This is a genomic window from Microbacterium sp. NPDC086615 (assembly GCF_040686055.1).
Taxonomy (GTDB): domain Bacteria; phylum Actinomycetota; class Actinomycetes; order Actinomycetales; family Microbacteriaceae; genus Microbacterium.
This window is the reverse complement of record NZ_JBFBJJ010000004.1, coordinates 258,389-273,173: the sequence shown is the minus strand read 5'-3', so window position 1 is coordinate 273,173 and position 14,785 is coordinate 258,389. Positions and strand designations below refer to the sequence as shown.

At 70.3% G+C, this 14,785-nt stretch carries 13 protein-coding genes and 1 riboswitch; of the genes, 3 read left to right on the top strand and 10 right to left on the bottom strand.

Annotated features, from left to right (window positions below):
* Positions 1-186: 186 nt before the first annotated feature.
* The 3 genes from AB0O24_RS06690 to AB0O24_RS06680 all read right to left on the bottom strand — a co-directional run bounded on the left by AB0O24_RS06690 (position 187) and on the right by AB0O24_RS06680 (position 3,510).
* Entirely contained in the window at positions 187-1,587 is a 1,401-nt protein-coding gene (locus AB0O24_RS06690; RefSeq protein ID WP_275796145.1) for a L,D-transpeptidase family protein, read from the bottom strand.
* Positions 1,588-1,723: 136 nt separating this feature from the next.
* Positions 1,724-3,127, bottom strand: a complete 1,404-nt coding sequence (locus tag AB0O24_RS06685; RefSeq protein WP_363373512.1) for an FAD-linked oxidase C-terminal domain-containing protein — start codon at positions 3,125-3,127, stop codon at positions 1,724-1,726.
* The gene (locus tag AB0O24_RS06680) at positions 3,124-3,510 is read right to left on the bottom strand and encodes a YrdB family protein (RefSeq protein WP_275796141.1); all 387 of its coding nucleotides are present in this window, start codon (positions 3,508-3,510) and stop codon (positions 3,124-3,126) included. Before AB0O24_RS06680 ends, AB0O24_RS06685 begins: the two co-directional genes overlap by 4 nt.
* A gap of 342 nt (positions 3,511-3,852) precedes the next feature.
* Positions 3,853-3,938, top strand: a riboswitch (ZMP/ZTP riboswitch).
* 57 nt (positions 3,939-3,995) lie between these two features.
* On the opposite strand from AB0O24_RS06680, the gene glyA reads away from it, so the two are divergent.
* From glyA to AB0O24_RS06665, 3 genes are all read left to right on the top strand, one after another.
* Positions 3,996-5,270, top strand: coding sequence for a serine hydroxymethyltransferase (gene glyA, locus AB0O24_RS06675; protein ID WP_275799000.1), 1,275 nt, complete (start codon positions 3,996-3,998; stop codon positions 5,268-5,270).
* A gap of 359 nt (positions 5,271-5,629) precedes the next feature.
* Positions 5,630-6,514, top strand: a complete 885-nt coding sequence (locus tag AB0O24_RS06670) for a bifunctional methylenetetrahydrofolate dehydrogenase/methenyltetrahydrofolate cyclohydrolase (RefSeq protein WP_275798997.1) — start codon at positions 5,630-5,632, stop codon at positions 6,512-6,514.
* A gap of 90 nt (positions 6,515-6,604) precedes the next feature.
* On the top strand, positions 6,605-7,081 hold the full coding sequence (locus AB0O24_RS06665; protein ID WP_275798994.1) for a cytochrome C5: 477 nt from the start codon (positions 6,605-6,607) through the stop codon (positions 7,079-7,081).
* Between the two features lie 301 nt (positions 7,082-7,382).
* On the opposite strand, the gene AB0O24_RS06660 is transcribed toward AB0O24_RS06665, so the two are convergent.
* The 7 genes from AB0O24_RS06660 to AB0O24_RS06630 all read right to left on the bottom strand — a co-directional run bounded on the left by AB0O24_RS06660 (position 7,383) and on the right by AB0O24_RS06630 (position 14,784).
* Entirely contained in the window at positions 7,383-8,189 is an 807-nt protein-coding gene (locus tag AB0O24_RS06660; protein ID WP_275798991.1) for an aldolase/citrate lyase family protein, read from the bottom strand.
* Positions 8,174-8,959 carry a fumarylacetoacetate hydrolase family protein gene (locus AB0O24_RS06655; RefSeq protein WP_275798988.1) on the bottom strand — a complete coding sequence of 262 codons (786 nt, stop codon included), beginning with the start codon at positions 8,957-8,959 and terminating at the stop codon, positions 8,174-8,176. The genes AB0O24_RS06660 and AB0O24_RS06655 overlap by 16 nt, the downstream gene beginning before the upstream one ends.
* A 193-nt stretch (positions 8,960-9,152) precedes the next feature.
* On the bottom strand, positions 9,153-10,304 hold the full coding sequence (gene hpaD / locus AB0O24_RS06650) for a 3,4-dihydroxyphenylacetate 2,3-dioxygenase (RefSeq protein WP_275798985.1): 1,152 nt from the start codon (positions 10,302-10,304) through the stop codon (positions 9,153-9,155).
* A gap of 182 nt (positions 10,305-10,486) precedes the next feature.
* The gene (gene hpaE / locus AB0O24_RS06645) at positions 10,487-11,989 is read right to left on the bottom strand and encodes a 5-carboxymethyl-2-hydroxymuconate semialdehyde dehydrogenase (protein ID WP_275798981.1); all 1,503 of its coding nucleotides are present in this window, start codon (positions 11,987-11,989) and stop codon (positions 10,487-10,489) included.
* A gap of 44 nt (positions 11,990-12,033) precedes the next feature.
* A complete protein-coding gene (locus AB0O24_RS06640) occupies positions 12,034-12,720 on the bottom strand; it encodes a GntR family transcriptional regulator (RefSeq protein ID WP_275798978.1) in 687 nt (228 codons plus the stop codon).
* Positions 12,717-14,177 (bottom strand): fumarylacetoacetate hydrolase family protein, encoded by a 1,461-nt coding sequence (locus AB0O24_RS06635; protein WP_363373507.1) that lies wholly within the window; start codon positions 14,175-14,177, stop codon positions 12,717-12,719. Before AB0O24_RS06635 ends, AB0O24_RS06640 begins: the two co-directional genes overlap by 4 nt.
* A 199-nt stretch (positions 14,178-14,376) precedes the next feature.
* Positions 14,377-14,784, bottom strand: coding sequence for a GNAT family N-acetyltransferase (locus AB0O24_RS06630; protein ID WP_275798973.1), 408 nt, complete (start codon positions 14,782-14,784; stop codon positions 14,377-14,379).
* Position 14,785 lies beyond the last annotated feature (1 nt).

Genomic DNA, 14,785 nt, shown 5'->3' with positions numbered 1-14,785 from the left:
GGGGGGGAGCGTGCGGGCGCCCCCCGCCCCGCCGGCACCGTTCGCGGCACCAACACACGCCGTAACGGCCGCCCCGATTACGGCGTGTCTTGGACACTCAACGGGGGCTGCTCGGGCCCGGGGTGCGGGCGCGGAGACGACGAAGGGGGCGGATGCCATGGCATCCGCCCCCTCGCGTGTCCGGGCTCAGTAGTGGACCGAGACCTCGGTGCCGCGGTACGCCCAGTCGTAGAGCTCCTTCGCGGCGGAGATCGTCATGTTGATGCAACCGTGGCTCATCGGCGTGCCGAAGTTGTTGTGCCAGTACGTGCCGTGGAAGCCCTCGTCACCGTTGAAGTACGAGACCCAGGGAACGTCCTTCGTGCAGTAGTCGTAGCCGGGGACGCAACCCATGTCCTGCATCGACGTCTTCCAGCCGATGCGGAACTCGCCGGTGTGGGTGGCGTGCTCGCTCGTGCCCGACGAGATCGACCAGGAGCGGTAGACCTGGCCGTTCTGCCAGAGCGTCGTGGTCTGCGTGCTGAGGTTGACGTCGATCCAGCGCTCGGTCTTCGTCGTCTCGAACGGCGTCTCGCTCACGGTCAGAGCGAATCGTCCATTGCCCTCGGCGAGCTGCGAGGCGAAGGCCGCGGCGATCCCCGCGGTGTCGCCGAGCGCGCGCCCGGTCTGGCCCTCGGTGTTCGTGTGGATGACCTCGCCACCCTTGTCCACGATCACGTCCGCGTTCACCGCGCCGCGGTTGACGGCCGCGGGGAGGCCCGCGACGGCCTGCTGGATCGCCGCTTCGTCGGCGGAGATCGCGAAGTCACCCTTGCCGTCGGGCGTGATCGTGAGCCACGATGCGGCGGTGGCCCGGTCGATGGGGACCGTGCGCTCGTCGCCGACGTAGAACCCGGCGTTGTCGAGGATGCCGTTCAGCTGCGCGACGGCCGCGTCGGCCTCTTCGGTGGTGACCGGGGCCTCGACCGGGACGACGCCCGCCTGCGCGGTGGTGCTGACCGTTCCGGCGTCGAAGGCGCTCTGGAGGGCGGCGGTGACCGCGGCCGGGTCGATGCCCTCACCGGGCTGCGCGGGAGTGGAGACGTAGGACTGCGATCCGGCGTCGAACGCGACGGTGGCGTCGACCGGGGCCTTGTAAGTGTCGGGTGCGAGGTCGCGCAGCGCCGCTGCCGCCTTGGCGGGGTCGACGTTGATCGAGACGCCCGTGCCCGCGGGGAACCACGACGAAGGCTTCCACATCGGGTTTTCGGCGAACGCCTTGTCTGCGATGGCCTGGGCGTCGACCGTGGCACCGAGCTCGGCACCCGTGACGGTGACGGAGCCCGCCGGGCTCTCGACCGCGACGGTCGTCTGCGAGAGGCGGTCGGAGATGGCCTGGGCCGCAGCTCCCGCCGTGAGGCCGCCGATCTGCACGCCCGCGACGGAGGCTCCGGGGGCGATGAGCACGAAAGAGGCCGCCAGCAGCGCGACGGCCGTCGCGCCGGCCGGGATGCCGATCCACAGGCCCGATCGGTTCTTGCGCTTCTTCGGCTCGGGCGGTGCCCACGCGTACGTCGCGCCGTCGGTGCTGTTCGCGCCGTCGGTCATAAGTCAAACCCCCCGATAGTCAGTCTTCTCATGGTAAAGGCGAGTGTTGCGTGTGCGCCGTGAGCTTTATCACGGTCTTATCACGTCGCGGGGCGACGCAGTTCGGGGGCTCGCGGCAGCGTCCACCGGACGGGTGTCAGGCGGCGAAGACTTTGCCCGGATTCAGGATGCCGAGGGGGTCGAACACCCGAGCGATCTCGCGCTGCAGCTGCCACTGATCGTCCCCGAGCTCGTCGGCGAGCCAGCGGCGCTTGAGCACGCCGATCCCGTGCTCGCCGGTGAGCGTTCCACCGAGCTCCAGCGCCGCGCGGAACACCTCTTCGGCCGCCTCCCACACGATCGGGGGCACGTCGGGGCCGTCGAAGACGAAGTTCGGGTGCAGGTTGCCGTCGCCGGAGTGCGCGACGGTCGGGATGACGAGGCCGTACTTCTGCTCGATCCGCGCGATCTCGTCGAACATCGCGGGCAGCGCGCTGCGCGGCACCGACACGTCTTCGATGAGGGTGGTCCCGAGAGACTCCATGGCGGCGTGCATCGATCGGCGCACGGCGAGAAGCTCCTCGCCCTCGGCATCGTCGGCCGCGACGGAGACCGTCCCGCCGACCGAGGTCAGGACCTCGGCGATCGTGCGCGCCTCAGCCGCGGCGACCGGACCGTCGGTCTGGATCGTCAGCTGGGCAGCTCCCGGCGGCGGCTCGGGCAGCGACAGCAGGCGGTGCACGGCCGCGAGGCACCTGGCATCCATCAGCTCCATGATCGCGGGCTGGACTCCGGATGCCGTCACCGCGGCGGAGGCCACAGCGGCGGCGCGCACCCCGTCGAACAGGGCGGTGAGGGTGACGCGCTCGCCCTCGACGAGACGTCGGAGCTTGAGAGTCGCGCCCACCACCACGCCGAGGGTGCCCTCGGAGCCGATCACGAGAGAGGTGAGGTCGAGGCCCGTGACGCCCTTCACGCTGCGGTGGCCGAGGTGCATCAGTCGACCGTCGGCGAGCACGAGGTCGACGCCGAGCACCGCGTCGCGCACGACGCCGTACTTCGCGCAGAGCAGGCCGCCGGCACCGGTGGCGATGTTGCCACCGACCGTCGAGATGGCCCGGCTCGCGGGGTCGGGAGCCCACCACACCTCGTGCGACTCGAGAAGGGCGTTGAGCTCGGCGTTGACGATGCCCGGCTCGACCACCGCGAGGAGGTCGTCGGGGCGCACCTCGAGGAGACGGTCCATGCCGCGCAGCGAGAGGGCGATCTCACCGCCCCCGGTGTTCGCTCCGCCCGCGAGGCCCGTCCCTGCACCGCGCGGCACCACGGGGGTCCGCGTCGCGGTCGCGATGCGCATGACCGCCTGCACGTCGGAGACGGATGCCGCGTGCACGACGGCCAGGGGCGTGCCGCCGGAGGCATGGCCCGACTTGTCGGCGCGGACGGCGGCCAGAGAGTCGGGGGAGGTGTCGACGCGGTCGCCGAGCTCGGCGCGGAGAAGCGCGAGCGTCGCGTCCGCCGCATCGCGCGCGGGAGTCGCCGCCGCGCCGTCGGCGCTCACGCCAGGCGCCGCCGGCCGTTCAGCGCGCCGAGGACCACGGCGACGATCGCGAAGCCGAGGCCGATCCACGCCTGGCCCATGCTCCACCACGCGACGGTGGCGGCGGCGTACACGAAGAGCTCGACGAGGGCGCGGACGAATGGGTGCACCGCGAGCACCGCGCGCGGTGACACGAACAGGGCCCAGACCAGGATCGCGAGGAGGGGGGCGCCGACCCCCGCGACGATGTTCCACGGCAGCGGCCACGCGGTGAAACCCCAGATCGCGAGGGTCACGAACGCGAAGATCCCGCAGAGCACGCTGCCGATCTCGATCGCGGTCGGACGCGGGCGCATGCCCGGAGCGAGCGGTGCCTGCGCGCGGACGTTGGGGGAGTCGGTCACCCCGCCATTTTACGCGGGCGCCGCGCCGCGGCATCCGGGATCGCTCACCGTCGAGCCGATCGCGGCGCAACCGGGGTCCCCGAGCGTGTCGAGGTCCTGAGAGTCCCGAGGTCCCTGAGCGTGTCGAGGTCCCTGAGCCCGTCGAGGTCCCTGAGCTTGTCGAAGGGACCGGACCCACGCGGACCCCGGTGGCTTCGACGAGCTCAGCCACCTCTCCTTCGGGCAGAACCTGCGGGGCCCCGGTGGCTTCGACGAGCTCAGCCATCTCTGCTTCACGCGGAACCTGTGGAGGAACAGTGGATGCCGGGACCCGTGGGGCGCGGTCGCCTTTACCCGCTAAAGTGGCACCGTCGCGACTGGCGTTGAGGTGGGACACCACCGGGGAGCGACCGCTTGACGGTATTCGACCGCACGCCTGGGTCGATGCGGTATCTCCGCGGACTCGCCGAGTCCGTGGCATCCGGAACCATCGTCAAGGAGATCGCATGACCGATCCGTATTTCAACGCCCCCCTCTCCGAGGTCGACCCCGAGATCGCCGAGGTGCTCGAGCGCGAGCTGAACCGTCAGCGCGGATTCCTCGAGATGATCGCGTCGGAGAACTTCGTTCCCGTCTCGGTGCTGCAGTCGCAGGGCTCGGTGCTGACCAACAAGTACGCCGAGGGCTACCCGGGTCGCCGCTACTACGGCGGCTGCGAAGAGGTCGACGTCGCCGAGTCGCTCGCGATCGAGCGGGCGAAGCAGCTGTTCGGCGCGGAGTTCGCGAACGTCCAGCCGCACTCGGGTGCCTCGGCGAACGCCGCCGTGCTGCACGCGATCGCGCGCCCCGGCGACACGCTGCTCGGCCTCGCCCTCGACCAGGGCGGCCACCTGACGCACGGCATGAAGATCAACTTCTCGGGCCGTCTCTACGACATCGTCGCCTACGGCGTCGACCCCGAGACCAGCGTCATCGACATGGACGAGGTGCGCCGCCTCGCCGTCGAGCACAAGCCGAAGGTCATCATCGCCGGCTGGTCGGCCTACCCGCGTCAGCTCGACTTCGCGGCCTTCCGCGCGATCGCCGACGAGGTGGGTGCGCTGCTGTGGGTCGACATGGCGCACTTCGCCGGTCTCGTCGCCGCGGGCGTTCACCCGAGCCCCATCCCGCACGCGCACGTCGTCTCGACCACCGTGCACAAGACGATCGGCGGCCCCCGTTCGGGCCTCATCCTCACCAACGACGAGGCGCTGGCGAAGAAGATCAACACCGCGGTCTTCCCCGGGCAGCAGGGCGGCCCGCTCATGCACGTGATCGCCGCGAAGGCGACCGCGTTCAAGCTCGCGATGACGCCGGAGTTCAAGGAGCGCCAGGAGCGCACCCTCCGCGGTGCGGCGATCCTCGCGGACCGTCTCACCCAGGACGACGTCAAGAACGCCGGCATCGCCGTGCGCTCGGGCGGCACCGACGTGCACCTCGTGCTCGTGGACCTCCGCGAGGCCGAGATCGACGGCAAGCAGGCCGAAGACCTGCTGCACGACATCCACATCACGGTCAACCGCAACGCGGTGCCGAACGACCCGCGTCCGCCGATGGTGACCTCGGGCCTGCGCATCGGCACCCCGGCGCTCGCGACCCGCGGCTTCGGCGATGCCGAGTTCACCGAGGTGGCCGACATCATCGCCCTCGCGCTGATCCCCGGTGCCGACGTCGAGGCCCTGCGCGCGCGTGTGGCGAAGCTGACCGACGCGTTCCCGCTGTACCCCGACCTGCAGCAGTGAGCCCCGCCGGGGCGGGGCCGTCGTCGCGGCGGTCCCGTCTCGGCATCCGGTGCTCGCGTCCTGCGGGTGGCCGCCAGGCCCACGCATAAACGCAATCCACGCGCGGAAACACGGGGACAGCGCGTTTACGTGAGTGGATGGCGTTTATGCGTCACGGAGGGCTCGGGATCGCGTCTCCTCGGGTCGAGGCGCGGCCATCGCCCGCCCCCGGGTGGCCCGCAACCCGTACCGCCCCGATCACCCACGCATAAACACGATTCGCGCACAGAAACACGCGCAGAGCGCGTTTATGTGAGCAGGAAGCGTTTATGCGTGGGCACACCCCGCACGACCCATCGACACCCAGGAAGAGGGATGCCATGACGGCGACGATTCTCGACGGTAAGGCCGCGTCGGCGGCGATCAAGGCGGAGCTCACCGAGCGCGTCGCCGCTCTGCGGGAGAAGGGGATCGTTCCGGGCATCGCGACGGTGCTCGTCGGAGCCGACCCCGCCTCGCAGCTGTACGTCGGCATGAAGCACAAGCAGTCCGAGGCCATCGGCATGAACTCGATCCAGGTCGAACTGCCCGCGGAGTCCACCCAGGAAGAGGTCGAGGCCGTCATCGACCGCCTCAACGCCGACCCCGCCTGCCACGGCTACATCGTGCAGCTGCCGTTGCCGAAGCACATCGACACCGATGCGATCCTCGAGCGCATCGATCCGGCCAAGGATGCCGACGGCCTCCACCCCACGAACCTCGGGCGCCTCGTGCTCAACGTCAACGCGCCGATCCTCACGCCCCTGCCGTGCACCCCACGCGGTGTGATCGAGCTGCTGCTGCGCAACGACTACGACCTGAAGGGCAAGGAGGTCGTGGTCGTCGGCCGCGGCGTCACGATCGGGCGTTCGATCGGCCTGCTGCTGACGCGTCGCGAGATCAACGCCACCGTGACGCTGACCCACACGGGTACGGCCGACCTCGCGAAGCACCTGCGCGAGGCCGACGTGATCGTCGCCGCCGCGGGCGTGAAGCACATCGTGCGCGCCGAAGACGTCAAGCCGGGCGCCGCGGTGCTCGACGTGGGCGTGACGCGCGAGACCGACCCCGAGACCGGGAAGTCCCGCGTCTACGGCGACGTGCACCCTGACGTGGCTGAGGTCGCGGGCTTCGTGTCGCCCAACCCGGGCGGCGTCGGACCCATGACGGTCGCCCTGCTGATGACGAACGTCGTCGAGGCCGCGGAGCGCGCCGCCGCGGTCTGACGGTGAACGGGGTGCGACCGCCGAGCGAACGGACGGAGCCTCGCGTGCAAGGGCTGGGCAGGATCCCTCTCCCCGTGGGATCGTATGTGCATGACTGAGTCCGTGCTGAACGACCTCCTCCGCCGCGTCACCGAGAGCGGCCTGCTCGACGACGCCCAGATCGACGAAGACAGCGTGATCGGTGTCGGACACCTGGATGCCGCGGGCGTCGAGGTGGAGGTCGACCTCGACCCCGAGATCGACGACGAGGACGAGCCCGACCTCGACGGCATCCTGTCCAACCTGAAGGACATCCTCTCGGTGACCGAGGACCGTTGGAGCGCGATCGTCGACGAGATCGCCACCGAGATCGAGGAGGCGGTAGACGACGACGAGCTGAGCGCGGACATCGACCTGCGCACCGACCTCGAGGCGATCGGCGTGGGCATCTTCGCCGACGCGATCATCGTCGTGTTCGCGGGGGAGACGGCATTCCCCGACGCGCTCGTGCACGTGCAGCTCACGCCCGAGCTCGAGGTCGAGGACATCGAGATCATCGGCGACGACGACGAGGACGACGAGGACTGAGACGCGACGAAGACTGAGGCGTGACGAAGGGGGCCGGACGGATCGTCCGGCCCCCTTCGCGTGTCCGGGCTCAGCGGGCGTCCCGCCTCCCGGCGAGGGCTCGTTCGGGCGTATGCGCCGCGGCGCGCGGGCCACACTCCTGAGAACGGGGCCTGGAGCGGGTTTCGATGGCCTGGCGCGTGCTGGCGAGTGCGAGAACTCAGGAGTTTGGCCCGTGGCTGGCGCGTGCCGGGCGCGGGCGGGTTGGCGCGGGGCGTGGGCGTGCGGCTCGGAGCCTTGGCCCGTGCTCGACCGAGGCCGGTCAGTAGCTGGCGCGAGGGATGGTGGCGGAGGGCGGGGCGGCGAACCGCTGCGCCAGGGCCTCGGAGGCGCGCGCGAGCAGGGCGACGTCGGCCCCGACCGCGACGAAGTCGGCTCCTGCGTCGAGGTACGCCTCGGCCACCGCGGGGTCGAACGCGTTCACGCCGACCGGGGTCCCGGCATCCTGTCCCGCGGCGAACACGGCGTGGACCGCGGCGACGACGTCGGGGTGCGACTGCTGACCGAGAAGACCCATGGATGCCGACAGGTCGGAGGGGCCGACGAAGATGGCATCCACTCCCTCGACGGCGGCGATCTCGGCCGCGGCGGCGACTCCGGCGGTGGTCTCGATCTGGACGGTGAGCGAGACGTGCTCGGCCGCGCCCGTGAGATAGCCGTCGACGCGGTTCCAGCGGGCGCTGCGGGCGAGGGCACTGCCGACCCCGCGGATGCCTGCCGGCGGGTACCGGGTCGCGGCGACGGCGGCGCGGGCCTCGTCCGCCGACGACACCATCGGCACGATGAGGTTCTGCGCGCCGAGGTCGAGCACCTGCTTGATCACGACCGGGTCGTTCCACGGCACGCGGACGACCGGGGTCACGGGGTACGCCGCGCTCACCTGCAGGAGCGTGAGCACGGTCTCGAGCGAGGTGGCCGAGTGCTCCATGTCGAGCAGCAGCCAGTCCAGCCCCGAGCCCGCGGCGATCTCCGCGGCGACGGCACTGCCCGAACACACCCACATCCCCGCGAGGGGACGATCGGATGCCGCGAGAGCCGCGCGGAAGGTCGGGTTCAGACGAAGCGGCACGAGATCGTTCCCATCGGTCCGTAGTCGCAGAGCACGTCGTCGCCCCGCGACACCCACATCGGGCGCGTGAACGATCCTGCCAGGATGATCTCGCCCGCCTCCAGGCGCGCGCCGTGCTGGTGGAACTTGTTCGCCAGCCACGCGACACCGGTTGCGGGGTGGCCGAGGACGCCCGCGGCGACCCCGGTCTCTTCGATCTCGCCGTTGCGGCTGAGCACGCCCGGCACCCACCGCAGGTCGATCTCGTCGGGGCGCTTGCGGACGTCGCCCAGCACCATGGCGCCGTAGGCGGCGTTGTCGCTGATCGTGTCGACGATCGTGCGGCCTTCGAGCTCGATGTGGGAGTTCAGCACCTCGAGCGCGGGGACGGCGTAATCGATCGCGGCCAGGGCGTCGTCGAGCGTGCAGTCGGGGCCCTCGAGCGGTTCCTTGAGCACGAAGGCGAGCTCCACCTCGATGCGCACGTTCGAGAAGTGGTCGACCGGGATCTCGTCGCCCGAGCGGTAGACGGTGTCGTCGAACATCACGCCGTAGTCGGGCTCGGTGATCCCCGTCGCCTGCTGCATGGCCTTGGAGGTCAGCCCGATCTTGCGCCCCACCAGCGTTCGCCCCGCGGCGAGCTGCGTGTCGCGCCAGCGGCCCTGGATGCGGTACGAGTCGTCGACCGTGGCATCCGGGAATCTCGCCGTGATGCGCGGGATCACCGAATGGGTGCGGTCGGCCTCGGCGAGCTCGGCCGCGATGGCGTCGAGCTGTGCGTCGGTGAGCATGGTGTCCTTCCTGGAGGTCGGTGGAACCGGGCGTGTCCCCCTTTGTGCAGGTTTCCGTGGTGATTTCGGCACGAAGTGGGACATGGGTCGAGGGGGTGGGGGGAGGTGCGCGCTGCGTGTCCCACTTCGTGCAGGTTCTGGAGGTGGTTCCTGCACAAAGTGGGACATGCCTGGACGCTGCGGGGGAGGCGGGTCAGAGCTGGTTGCCGAGCTTGAACTCGGATCCGGATGCCTCGTCCTCGGGCGGGCGGGTGTAGCTGAAGCCGTCGGCGCCGATCGTCACCGCCATCTCGCTCGAGTGCTCGCGGGCGCGCACCGGTTGGGGATTGCCGTCGAGATCGAGCACGAGCGAGCCGTCGGTGTACCAGGACGGCACGACGGGGTTGCCCCACCAGTCGCGGCGCTGGTTGTCGTGCACGTCCCAGGTGATGACGGGGTTGTCGGGATCGCCGGTGTAGTAGTCCTGCGTGTACACCTCGACGCGATGCCCGTCGGGGTCGCGCAGGTAGAGGTAGAACGCGTTCGAGACGCCGTGGCGGCCGGGGCCGCGCTCGATGGCATCCGAACGGCGGAGGGCACCGAGCTTGTCGCAGATCGCCAGGATGTTGTGCTTCTCGTGCGTCGCGAAGCACACGTGATGCATGCGCGGGCCGTCGCCGCCGGTCATCGCGGTGTCGTGCACGGTGGGCTTGCGGCGCATCCAGGCGGCGTACACCGTGCCCTCTTCGTCTTGGATGTCCTCGGTCACGCGGAAGCCCAGCGCCTGCATGAAGTTCACCGCGCGGGGGACGTCGGGCGTGATCTGGTTGAAGTGGTCGAGGCGCACGAGCTCGCCGGGGGAGTGCAGGTCGTAGCGCCACGAGAGGCGCTCCTGGTGCTCGGTGTCGAAGAAGAACTCGTACGGGAAGCCGAGCGGGTCTACGACGCGGACGGAGTCACCGATGCCCTTCGTGAACCCGTTCGGCGCGCGGCGCACGTCGCAGCCGAGCTCCTCGTAGAACGCGACCGCCTTGTCGAGGTCGTCGGCGGAGCGCACGCGGTACGAGAACGCGGCCACGGCGGCGACGGGGCCTTTGCGCAGGACGAGGTTGTGGTGGATGAACTCCTCGGTCGAGCGGAGGTAGATCGCCTCGCCGTCCTCCTCGGTGACGTGCAGCCCGAGGATGTCGACGTAGAAGACACGGGATGCGGCGAGGTCGGTGACCACGAGCTCCATGTACGCGCAGCGGAGGATGTCGGGCGCGGGGGCCGTCGGGGTGGGGATGGGGTCGTCCGAGACGATGGGGGCTTCCTGGGTCACCCAGAAGCCGGAGGAGGTCTTCTCTTCTTCGGTGTGCTTTGCCATGGGGTCGCGTCCTTGCGTGGGGTGTTCTGCGGGTCGGGGGTGGCTTCGACGGGCTCAGCCATCGGTGGTCGGGCTCAGCCACCGGTTTCGGTGGAGATCCCTGAGCCTGTCGAAGGGACCGGTCGTTCTGCGGGTCGGCGGTGGCTTCGACAAGCTCAGCCACCGACCACCGGCCGCCGGGCTCAGTGCGCCGACGCCTTGCCGAACGTCGGGTTGTGGGCGGGACCGAGCGTGATGTGCACGGCCTGCTGGTCGGTGTAGAAGTCGATCGAGCGGTAGCCGCCCTCGTGGCCGAGACCCGAGGCCTTCACCCCGCCGAAGGGGGTGCGGAGGTCGCGGACGTTGTTGGAGTTCAGCCACACCATGCCGGCCTCGACGTTCTGCGCGAACAGGTGCGCGCGCTTGAGGTCGTTCGTCCACACATAGGCGGCGAGACCGTACTTCGTGTTATTCGCGAGGGCCAGAGCCTCTTCGTCGGTGTCGAAGGGCGTGATCGCGACGACCGGGCCGAAGATCTCCTCCTGGAAGATCCGCGCGTCGGGAGCGACGTCGGCGAACACCGTGGGGCGGACGAAGTTGCCCTCGGGGAACTCGTCCGGGCGGCCGCCGCCGGCGACCAGGCGCCCCTCGGTCTTGCCGAGCTCGACGTACGACATGACCTTCGCGTAGTGCTCGGGGTGCACGAGTGCACCGACCTCGGTCGCGGGGTCGTCGGGGTAGCCGACCTTCACGCGGTCCGCCTGCGCCGCGTAGCGCTCGACGAACGCGTCGTAGACCTCGCGCTGGACGAGGATGCGGCTGCCCGCAGTGCATCGCTCGCCGTTGAGCGAGAACACCCCGAAGATGGTCGCGTCGATCGCGGCATCCAGATCGGCGTCCGCGAACACGATCGCGGGGCTCTTGCCGCCGAGCTCCATCGACAGGCCTTTCAGGAACGGCGCCGAGTTCGCGAAGATCAGCGACCCGGTGCTGCTCTCGCCGGTGAACGAGATGAGCGGCACCTCGGGGTGCTTCACGAGCGCGTCGCCGGCGTCTTCGCCGAGGCCGTTGACGAGGTTGAACACGCCCTCGGGCAGGCCCGCCTCCTCGAAGATGCCGGCCCACAGGGATGCCGACAGCGGCGTGAACTCCGCGGGCTTGAGCACCACGGTGTTGCCGGTGGCGAGCGCGGGTCCCAGCTTCCACGACTCGAGCATGAAGGGCGTGTTCCACGGCGTGATGAGGCCGGCGACGCCGATCGGCTTGCGGTTGACGTAGTTGAGCTGGCGACCGGGCACCTTGAAGGCGTCATCGGTCTGGGCGACGATCAGGTCGGCGAAGAAGCGGAAGTTCTCGGCCGCGCGGCGGGCCTGGCCGAGTGCCTGCGTGATCGGCAGGCCCGAGTCGAACGACTCGAGCTCGGCGAGGCGCTCGTCGCGCGACTCGACGATGTCGGCGATGCGGTGCAGCACCCGCGAGCGTTCGCGCGGGAGCATGCGCGGCCACGGACCCTCGGTGAACGCCTTTCGCGCGGCGGCGACGGCGAGGTCGATGTCGGCCTTTTTGCCCGCGGCGGCGCGCAGATACGTCTGGTTCGTCACCGGGTCGAGCACGTCGAATATGTCACCGTCGACCGAGTCGACGAAGGAACCACCGATGTAGTGCTGGATGCGCTCGGGCAGGTCGGCGGGAATACGGCGGGTCATACGAACTCCTTCTTTGGAGGGGCGGATGCCGATGGCATCCGGAATCAGAAAGCGGGCAGGCCGAGCACCTGATCGGGGTGCTCGTGGATCATGTAGGCGTCGAGCGTGGCCGAGCGGTGACGCCGAGCGGTCTTCTCGATCTCGGCGAGCGGGGCGCCGGTCTCGATGAGCACGAGGATGTTGTCGTGCTCGCGCACCGACTCGGCGGCGCGGCCCGGCACGAAGCTGAAGGTCGAGTCGCGGAGGTGCCCGAGGCGGGCCCACTCGGCTTGGACGAGTTCGAGCATGCGCGGATTCGCGCACTTGGCGAAGAGAATCGCGTGGAACTCCTGGTTCAGCGCGGTGAAGGCGCGGGGGTCGAAGTGCTCGAGCGTCTCGACCATCAGCTCGTTCACCTGGCGGGCGCGGCGCACGTCGTCGGTCGTGAGCGCACGCGCCGACAGCGCGGTCGCCGCCCCCTCCAGGATGCTGAGCGACTGCATGCTGAAGCGGTAGGCGGTGTCGTCGACCATCGACACCCGCGCGCCCACGTTGCGCTCGAACATCACCAGGCCCTCGGCCTCGAGCTGACGGATCGCCTCGCGCACCGGCACGACGCTCATGTCGAGTTCTCCGGCGATCGAGCCGAGCACGAGGCGATAGCCGGGGGTGAAGTCTTGCGACGCGATGCGGTCTTTGATCCAGTGGTATGCCTGCTGCGACTTGCTTCTGCTCGCCGTCACGTCCGTCATCGGGTGACCTCGCTCTCGTAGCGGGCGCGCCACTCGGCATTCATGGGGAACAGGCCCTCGATCGGGTGACCGGATGCCACCTGCTCGGCGATCCAGGCGTCTTCGGCCTCTTGAGCGAGGGCCGCGTCGACGACCTCCTCGGCCAGGGCCGGCGGGAGCACGATCACGCCGTCGCCGTCGCCGACGAGGATGTCGCCGGGCTCGACGGTCGTGCCGCCGCAGCCGATCGCGACGTCGGTCTCCCACGGCACGTGCCGGCGGCCGAGGACGGCGGGATGGGGACCGGCGGTGAACACCGGGATGCCCACCGCGGCGACGGCCTCGGCATCGCGGACTCCGCCGTCGGTGACGATGGCGGCGGCCCCTCGGGCGTGGGCGCGGATCGCGAGGATGTCGCCGAGGGTTCCGGAGCCGGTCTCGCCGCGGGCCTCGATCACGATGACCTCGCCCTTCTCGACCGCGTCGAAGGCGCGCTTCTGGGCGTTCTGCCCGCCGCCGTGGGAGGCGAAGAGGTCTTCGCGGTGGGGGAGGAAGCGGAGCGTGCGGGCCGTGCCGACGAAGCGGCTACCGGGGGTGAGGGCGTGCACGCCGTCGATGGTGACGTCGTTCAGGCCGCGCTTGCGCAGCTGTCCGCTGAGCGCGGCGACGGGGACGCGCTCGAGCTTCGCGCGGAGCTCCGGGGTGAGGGTGGGAGCGGGCGGGGTCAGCCCCGCGGCCTCGGCGGAGCCCCACGCCTCGGTGCGCTGGGTGTCGTCCACCGTGGGGAGAGAGCCGACCGCGGCATCGAAGGCGCGGTCGCCCTGGACCACCGTGGTGCGGAGCGGGCCGGTCGAGTGGATGCCGGCATCCACCTGCACCTCCACCACGTCGCCGGGCACGACGACCGAGGACCCCGCGGGGGTGCCGGTGAGGATGACGTCTCCGGTCTCGAGGGTGAAGTGCTGTGAGAGGTCGGCGACGATCTGCGCGAGCGGGAAGATGAGCCCGGCTGTGGTGTCGTCCTGCACGATCTCGCCGTTCATCCAGGTGCGCAGCCGGAGGGCGGCGGGGTCGACGTCGCGGGCGTCGATGAGCTCGGGGCCCACGGGCGTGTAGCCGTCGCCGCCCTTGGAGCGGACGTTCGAGCCTTTGTCGTTCGCGCGGAGGTCGTACAGGCCGAAGTCGTTGGCGGCGGTGACGGATGCCACGTGCGACCACGCAGCATCCGGAGTCACCCATCGCGCGGGCTCGCCGATGACGAGCGCGATCTCGCCCTCGAAGGCGAGGAGTTCGGTGCCGGCGGGGCGGACGATCTCGGCGCCCGAGGCAGCGAGTGAGCTGGACGGCTTGAAGAAGTAGGAGGGGGCGGCCGGGCGGCGGCCGCGCTGGTCGGCGCGCGAGGCGTAGGAGAGGTGGACGGCCACGATCTTGCCGGGGCGCGCGCCGAGGGCGGTGAACCGGGGGTCGGTGTCGGTCATGGATGCTCCCTCGCGTCGTATTCGAAATCGTATACGATCCGCTCGGCGACGACAACACGTCTTCCGGTCGACCACACCGGCCAGGGCTGATCGGCACAGATCACGACGCCGTGCAGGAGAAGAGACGGCCGCGGGCCGCAACCGCACAGCACGGTACGGGCCGCGCGGCTGATCTCCGCGTTGTGTTCGGGAGGGTCGGTCAGTCGCCGGGCGGAGCGGCCAGATCCATCCCGGGGCCCTCGGGCGGCCGGCGGACGAAGCCGTTGCGCTCGTAGAAGCCCACGCGGCCGCGGGCTGCGAAGAGTTGGACGTCGCGGACGCCGCGGCGATGCGCTTCGGCGACGAGCTGGCGGAGGATCTCGGCGCCGACACCGCCTCCCCGGGCGGTCTCGGCGACGATCATCTCGGTCACGAAGGCGTGGAGCGCCCCGTCGCTGATGAGGCGGCCCATGCCCACCAGTGCACCGTCGTCGTCGCGGGCGGCGCAGACGACCCAGCTGCCGACGAGGGCGCGCTCGAACGTGTCGGCAGGCCACTCACCCCATCCGGTCTCGGCGTACAGGGCCGCGAACTCGGCCGGGGTCGGGGAGTCGAACGAGTACCGCACG

Bases quoted from the DNA above. Each gene is read 5' to 3' on its own strand.
- AB0O24_RS06690 (WP_275796145.1), bottom strand. From the start codon at position 1,587: ATGACCGACGGCGCGAACAGCACCGACGGCGCGACGTACGCGTGGGCA.
- glyA (WP_275799000.1), top strand. From the start codon at position 3,996: ATGACCGATCCGTATTTCAACGCCCCCCTCTCCGAGGTCGACCCCGAG.
- AB0O24_RS06670 (WP_275798997.1), top strand. From the start codon at position 5,630: ATGACGGCGACGATTCTCGACGGTAAGGCCGCGTCGGCGGCGATCAAG.
- AB0O24_RS06665 (WP_275798994.1), top strand. From the start codon at position 6,605: ATGACTGAGTCCGTGCTGAACGACCTCCTCCGCCGCGTCACCGAGAGC.
- AB0O24_RS06655 (WP_275798988.1), bottom strand. From the start codon at position 8,959: ATGCTCACCGACGCACAGCTCGACGCCATCGCGGCCGAGCTCGCCGAG.
- hpaD (WP_275798985.1), bottom strand. From the start codon at position 10,304: ATGGCAAAGCACACCGAAGAAGAGAAGACCTCCTCCGGCTTCTGGGTG.
- hpaE (WP_275798981.1), bottom strand. From the start codon at position 11,989: ATGACCCGCCGTATTCCCGCCGACCTGCCCGAGCGCATCCAGCACTAC.
- AB0O24_RS06640 (WP_275798978.1), bottom strand. From the start codon at position 12,720: ATGACGGACGTGACGGCGAGCAGAAGCAAGTCGCAGCAGGCATACCAC.
- AB0O24_RS06635 (WP_363373507.1), bottom strand. From the start codon at position 14,177: ATGACCGACACCGACCCCCGGTTCACCGCCCTCGGCGCGCGCCCCGGC.